The sequence below is a fragment of the Stenotrophomonas sp. 05L44_2 genome (genome assembly GCF_056665995.1).
The window spans coordinates 1-6,013 of sequence record NZ_JBFTNR010000179.1 but is presented as its reverse complement, the minus strand read 5'-3'; the positions used below and the strand labels follow the sequence as shown (position 1 = coordinate 6,013).

The 6,013-nt window shown below is 68.1% G+C and carries 7 protein-coding genes; 4 read left to right on the top strand and 3 right to left on the bottom strand.

The window, feature by feature from the left end; all coding sequences use genetic code 11:
- Positions 1–479, bottom strand: a 479-nt coding sequence (locus AC1VAN_RS08265) for an FAD-dependent oxidoreductase (protein ID WP_480985613.1), incomplete at its 3' end; no start/stop codon positions are given.
- Positions 480–561: 82 nt separating this feature from the next.
- Between AC1VAN_RS08265 and AC1VAN_RS08260 the strand changes: the two genes are divergently transcribed.
- The 3 genes from AC1VAN_RS08260 (at position 562) to AC1VAN_RS08250 (ending at position 3,643) form a co-directional block, all read left to right on the top strand.
- Positions 562–1,017, top strand: a complete 456-nt coding sequence (locus AC1VAN_RS08260) for a MarR family winged helix-turn-helix transcriptional regulator (RefSeq protein ID WP_480985612.1) — start codon at positions 562–564, stop codon at positions 1,015–1,017.
- A 274-nt stretch (positions 1,018–1,291) separates the two neighbouring features.
- Positions 1,292–2,362 carry a GGDEF domain-containing protein gene (locus AC1VAN_RS08255; RefSeq protein ID WP_480985611.1) on the top strand — a complete coding sequence of 357 codons (1,071 nt, stop codon included), beginning with the start codon at positions 1,292–1,294 and terminating at the stop codon, positions 2,360–2,362.
- Positions 2,363–2,482: 120 nt separating this feature from the next.
- Positions 2,483–3,643, top strand: coding sequence for an AAA family ATPase (locus AC1VAN_RS08250; RefSeq protein ID WP_480985610.1), 1,161 nt, complete (start codon positions 2,483–2,485; stop codon positions 3,641–3,643).
- Positions 3,644–3,682: 39 nt separating this feature from the next.
- Here the strand turns inward: AC1VAN_RS08250 and AC1VAN_RS08245 are convergent, their stop codons facing one another.
- On the bottom strand, positions 3,683–4,630 hold the full coding sequence (locus tag AC1VAN_RS08245; RefSeq protein ID WP_480985609.1) for a DMT family transporter: 948 nt from the start codon (positions 4,628–4,630) through the stop codon (positions 3,683–3,685).
- A 77-nt stretch (positions 4,631–4,707) separates the two neighbouring features.
- Between AC1VAN_RS08245 and AC1VAN_RS08240 the strand changes: the two genes are divergently transcribed.
- On the top strand, positions 4,708–5,325 hold the full coding sequence (locus AC1VAN_RS08240; RefSeq protein ID WP_442252249.1) for a Pr6Pr family membrane protein: 618 nt from the start codon (positions 4,708–4,710) through the stop codon (positions 5,323–5,325).
- Here the strand turns inward: AC1VAN_RS08240 and AC1VAN_RS08235 are convergent.
- The coding region (locus AC1VAN_RS08235) for a DUF72 domain-containing protein (protein WP_480985608.1) at positions 5,246–6,013 on the bottom strand (768 nt) is incomplete at its 5' end. The genes AC1VAN_RS08240 and AC1VAN_RS08235 overlap by 80 nt on opposite strands.

The window sequence follows — 6,013 nt, the reverse complement described above, 5'->3', positions numbered from 1 at the left end:
CCATCGGCACCAATCACGATGTCCACCTCGGCCTGCACACCATTGGCGAAGCGCAGGCTGTGGCGGCCGGCATCTGCAGGTTCCATCTCGCTCAGGCAATGGCCCCACTGCACCGCGTCGGCCGGCAGCGCATCCAGCAGCAGCTGGCGCAGGTCGCCACGGTCGATCTCCGGCTTGTCCATGCTTCCCTCCGGCCCGAACCCACCCGCGGTAATCGCCCCGGACCACGGATCCCCCATCCGCGCCTCCTGGCCCTCATGGCGCGCCACCGCCCGGAACGCCTCCAGCAGACCAGCGCGCTGCAGCGCCACCTGGCCGGAATCCTCATGCAGGTCCAGCGTGCCGCCCTGGGTGCGCTGCTGCCCGGACGACTYGCCCTCGTACACGCTCACGCGGTGGCCACCGCGATGCAGGATGAGCGCAGCGGTCAGGCCGGCGGGGCCTCCACCGATGATGGCAATACGTGGAGGGTGCGGCATGAGGCGGCCTGCTGGTCGGTTGATATATCAACCGTAGAACGTTCGAGTTGACACGTCAACCAACCACGGGCAACGTGAGCGCATGACCTCACCCACCATCACCCCTGACGAGTGGGCCGCTTGGCGCGGCTTCCGGCGCATGGCCGAGATCACCTCCGGCCGCATCGTCCACGACATCACCCGCAGCACCGGGCTTTCCAGTGCCGACTTTGTCGTGCTGATGGAACTGAGCAAGGCCAAGGACCGCTGCCGCCGCCAGCGCGACCTGCAGGACTACCTGGAATGGGACAAGACCCGGCTCTCGCACCAGYTCACCCGCATGGCCGGCCGTGGCCTGATCGAGCGCGACACCGACAGTGACAACGTGGTGGTGATCCGCATGACCGCAGAAGGCCGCACCCAGCTGAGCGCAGCGCGGCCGGTGCACGTCGCCAGCGTGCGCCGGAATTTCCTCGACCACCTCTCAGCCGATGACCTGGCCGCGCTGCAGCAGATCACCGACAAAATGCATGCAGCACTGCAGGACGCAGAGAACTGAGACGCCGTCAATCGCCCGCGGCGACCTGGTAGTGCCGGCCGCTGGCCGGCAACCGCAATCACCCCACACTCCCAGGCTGCCGGCCAACGACCGGCACTACCCCAACCGACAATCCACGCCGCKKCATYGACCGGTAGTGCCGGCCGCTGGCCGGCARCTGCACGGTGCTGGCAATGAACATCAGGGAGCCGACCAACGGCCGGCACTACCGGAATGCAGATTGGCCGCCCGCATCCGCTAGACTTTGCGGCGCCCTGCCGGAACGTGACGCTGCATGATCAAGCCCGACAAGCCCGCCACCGAAGCGCTGCGCCTGGAGGCGCTGTACCGCTACCGGATCCTCGATTCCGAGCGCGAACGCTCGTTCGATGACCTGGTGGCCATCGCCAAGGCGGTGTGTGGCACGACCATGGCGGCCGTGACCCTGATCGACGTCGAGCGCCAGTGGTTCAAGTCGATGCAGGGCATCGCCGCGACCGAGAACCTGCGCAGCGAGTCGATGTGCGGCCACGCGATCCTGCAGCCGCAGGAAATCATGGTGGTTGAGGATGCATTGCAGGACGTCCGCTTCCACGACAATCCGGTGGTGACCGGCGACCCGCATGTGCGCTTCTATGCCGGTGCGCCGTTGATCAGCAGCGACGGCCTGCCGCTGGGAACCCTGTGCGTGTTCGACGCGCGGCCGCAGCAGCTGGCGACCGACAAGGCCGAAGCGCTGGCCGCGCTGTCGCGGCAGGTGATGGTGGTGATGGAGCTGCGCCGTTTCGCCCTGGATATCCAGCGGCACATGCTTGAGCGCAACGATTACGAACGCCTGCTGTCGGAGTATCACGATGTGCTGCTGGCCCAGAATGCCGATCTGGCCGAACAGAGCCGTACCGACGCCCTGACCGGCCTGCCCAACCGGCGGGCACTGGCAGCGGCGCTGGACGAGGCGGTGATTGCCGTCGATGGCCGCGACCGGCAGACCTGCGTGGCCCTGCTGGACATCGATCATTTCAAGCACATCAATGATTTCCAGGGCCACGCGACCGGCGACCGGGTGCTGGCCGAGCTGGGGGCGCTGCTGCGCTCGCACTTCGCCGGTGGGGGTCTGGCCGCGCGCTATGGCGGCGAGGAATTCGTGGCACTGATGCCGGACGCGGACCTGCGTACCGCCGAACTGCAATGCGAGTTCCTGCGGGTAGCCGTGTCCAACCTGCCGCTGGGCTTCCCGGTGACCATCAGCATCGGTGTGGCACAGCACCAGCCCGGTGAAACGTCTGACCAGACCCTGGCCCGTGCCGATGCCGCGCTGTACCGGGCCAAGGGCGCCGGCCGCAACCGGGTGGAAGTGGCGCCCTGACCGCCCGCGCGGCTGCGGTGGATCCACGCGATGCGTGGATGGCCCGGGCCTTTGCGTGCAGTCGCAGCCATTGCGATACCCGTACGGCACCCTCAACGTCTCACCGCAAGGACGTCGACCATGCTGCAGACCCTGGCCATCRCCAATTACCGATCGCTGCATGCGCTGGTGCTGCCGATGCAGCGGCTCAACGTGGTCACCGGCGACAACGGCAGTGGCAAATCCAGCCTGTACCGCGCGCTGCGCATGCTGGCGGAAACCGCGCAGGGCGGTGTTGCAGCGGTACTGGCGCGGGAGGGTGGATTGGGCTCGGCGCTGTGGGCCGGTCCGGAAAAGATCGACCGCCGCGTGCTGGCCGGTGAGATCCCGCTGCAGGGCGGGCCGCGCCAGGAATCGGTGGGGCTCAAGCTGGGCTTCGCCACCGATGAATTCGGCTACGCCATCGACCTCGGATATCCGCCACCGAGCCGATCAGCTTTCGCGCTGGACCCGCAGATCAAGGCTGAAGCGATCTGGGCAGGGCCGTTCCTGCGCAGCGCCAATCTGCTGGTCGACCGCCGCGGTGCGCTGGTGCGGCAGCGGCACGCACGCGGCTGGGACCTGGTGGACGACCGTCTTTCGCTGTTCGACAGCCTGTTCACCCAGGTGGGCGATCCACAGCGCATGCCGGAAGCCATCACCTTGCGCGAGTACATCCGCCGTTGGCGCTTCTACGACCACTTCCGCAGTGATGCCGATGCACCGGCGCGACAACCGGCAATGGCGACCCGTACCCCGGTGCTGCACCACGACGGCCGCGACCTCGCCGCCGCCTGGGTGACGATCCTGGAAATCGGCGATCCGCAGGCGCTGGCACGGACGATCGAGGATGCATTTCCGGGAGCGACGGTCAGCTTCGAGGAACTGGATGGCCGACTCGCGCTGCGCTTCCACCAGCCCGGTCTGCTGCGGCCACTGTCGATGGCCGAGCTGTCCGACGGCACGCTGCGGTTCCTGTTGCTGGCCGCGGCCCTGCACACGCCACGGCCGCCACCGCTGCTGGTGCTCAACGAGCCGGAGACCAGCCTGCATCCGGACCTGCTACCGGCGCTTGCACGGTTGATCATCGCCGCCAGTGCACGCAGCCAGGTCTGGGTGGTATCGCACGCCACGCGCTTGATTGCCGCGCTGGAACAGGCACCGCAGTGCCATTCAATGCACCTGCACAAGGAACACGGGCGTACGCTGCTGAGCGGGCAGGGCCTGCTGGATGCACCGGCCTGGCATTGGCCGCAGCGCTGAGACGGGTGCCGGGAAGATCCACGCAATGCGCGGACGCGCTCAATCGGCGATGTTGCGCGCTTCGGATGTTCCGAGGATTTCCGGATGCTGCACGCGCTTGCGGCGGTTGAGCAGCGGATGCAGGAACACGGCACCGACGATGATCGCCACGCCCAGGTAGAACCACGGGGTGACTTCATGCTGCTCGCGCAGCAGCACCACGGCCAGCAACACGGCGTAGACCGGTTCCAGGTTGGTGACCAGCTGCACGGTGTAGGCGCTGAGGTGGCGCAGCGCGACCAGGGCCAGGGCGAACGGCAGCAGCGTGCAGACACCGGCCAGCACCAGCAGCAGGATGCCGTCGTGCAGGTCGGGAACGATCCACAACGGGCTGGCCAGCGCTGGCAGCAGGTACGGCATCAGCGGTGCCAGCAGGGTCAGGGTGAGCGTGCCCGCGCCAAGTTCCAGTGCGGTGACCGTCAGCGGATCGGCATGGCTGACCATGCGCTTGTTGAGCGAGCCGAACACTGCCACCAGCAGGGCCGAGAGCGCGCCGATCAACACGCCCAGGCGCATGCCGTCGGGCACGCCACCCACCACCAGCGCCACACCGGGCAGCACCGCCAGGCCGAAGGCCAGTTCGCGCAGCTGGAAGGGACGCTTGGYCACCCAGGGCTCGATGATCGAGGTGAACACCGGTGCCAGGGCGATGCAGGTGGCGGCAACCGAGGCATTGGCCAGCTTCACCGCGCCGTAGAAGGTCAGCCAATGCAGGGCCACCAGCGCGCCGATACCGGCATAGCCGGCGACCAGCCGCAGCGGCAGCGTGCGCAGCCCGCGCCAGACCCGCGGCAGCAACGCCAGCATCGCCACCACCAGCAGCATCCGCCACCACACCAGCGGCAGCGCCGGCAGGGTGATCAACTTGCCGAGGATGGCGGTGACGCCCCACAGCAGGACACAGAAGTGGATCTGCCAAAGCGCTTTGCGGGTGTCGGGTGTGCTCATCGGCGTATTGTGAGGCAAGCCGCATCGGCGGGCGATGCCTGTGGCATGCTCGCGGCGTTGCCACGAGGGAGCCGTGCATGCCTGCTGCCCGTTTTCTTCTGCTGCGCGGCTGGGCGCTGTTGACCGCGCTGGTCGCTGCAGCATCGTTGCTGCTGCAGTTTGCCCTGCTGATGCGCGGCATCGGCGCCAGCCTGGGACCCGGCGTGGCGAGCCTGCGCTTCTTCAGCTACTTCACCATCCTCAGCAATCTGGCCGTGTGCCTGGGCTGCCTCTGGCTCTGCAGCGGCCGCGCACTGCGACCTACGGTAGCCGCCACCCTGGCACTGTGCATCGGCGTCACCGGCCTGATCTATCTGCTGGCGCTGCAGGGGCTGTGGCAGCCAACTGGCCTGCAATGGTGGGCCGATGCCGGCTTGCACTACGTGGTGCCGCTGCTGTATCTGGCCGGTTGGGCGGGGCTGCTGCCACATGGTGGCCTGCGCTGGCGTGCGTTGGGTGTGGTCCTGCTGGTGCCACTGGCCTACCTGGGCTGGGCGATGCTCACGGCCTCGTGGTTGGGCAGCGCACCGTACCCGTTCCTGGAAGTACAGCCGATCGGTTCGCGTGCATTCGGCCTCAGCGTGCTGCGCGTCGGCGGGGTGTTCGTGCTGGGCTGGACACTGCTGTGGGCAGTGGACCGCTGGCGCCGTCGATGACCCGCTGCAGTGCCATCGCCGCCGCCGGATTGCGCACCTTGCCGGCGCCGATGCACAGCAGGTAGACCTCGCGCGGCGCGGCCGGGGACGGTGCGGCCAGGCAGGGCAGGTCGTCCACCGCCTCACCCCGGGCCCAGCACCGCGCGCGCGTGGCCCAGCGCTGCTGCATCGGCTGGGGAAGACCTTCGGCCAGTCGGGCCTGGCTGCGTTTGATCCGTGCATAGACGAAGCCCGCGGTGATGTCGCCATGCAGTGGCGATTCGTCGCTGTCTTCGATCACCAGGGCCACGCCATGCCGGCGCGCCGCTTGCACCAGTTCCGGCCCATGGACGCTGGCGTTGCGCACCTCCAACGCATGCTGCAACCCCGTTCCATCCAGCTGCCTGGGCAGCTGTGCCATGAAGGCATCCAGCGCCGCGGCATCGGCCGGGTGCTGCGGGTCGAACTGCCAGAGCAACGGGCCCAGCCGGTCGCCCAGCGCGACGGCCGCCTGCAGGAACGCGCTGGCCGCCTCGATCGTGGACGACAGGTCGCGACGCTGCACCAGATGACGCGGGGCCTTCATCGAGAACCGGAAACCTTCCGGCGTCTGCGCTGCCCACTGCGCGCACTGGGCAGCTGTCGGGGTGCGGTAGAAGGTGCCGTTGATCTCGATGCAGCGCAACGCACGACTGGCATAGGCCAGCTC

Excerpts from the sequence above, each read along its gene's own strand:
- AC1VAN_RS08255 (WP_480985611.1), top strand. The coding sequence starts at position 1,292 with ATGATCAAGCCCGACAAGCCCGCCACCGAAGCGCTGCGCCTGGAGGCG.
- AC1VAN_RS08240 (WP_442252249.1), top strand. The coding sequence starts at position 4,708 with ATGCCTGCTGCCCGTTTTCTTCTGCTGCGCGGCTGGGCGCTGTTGACC.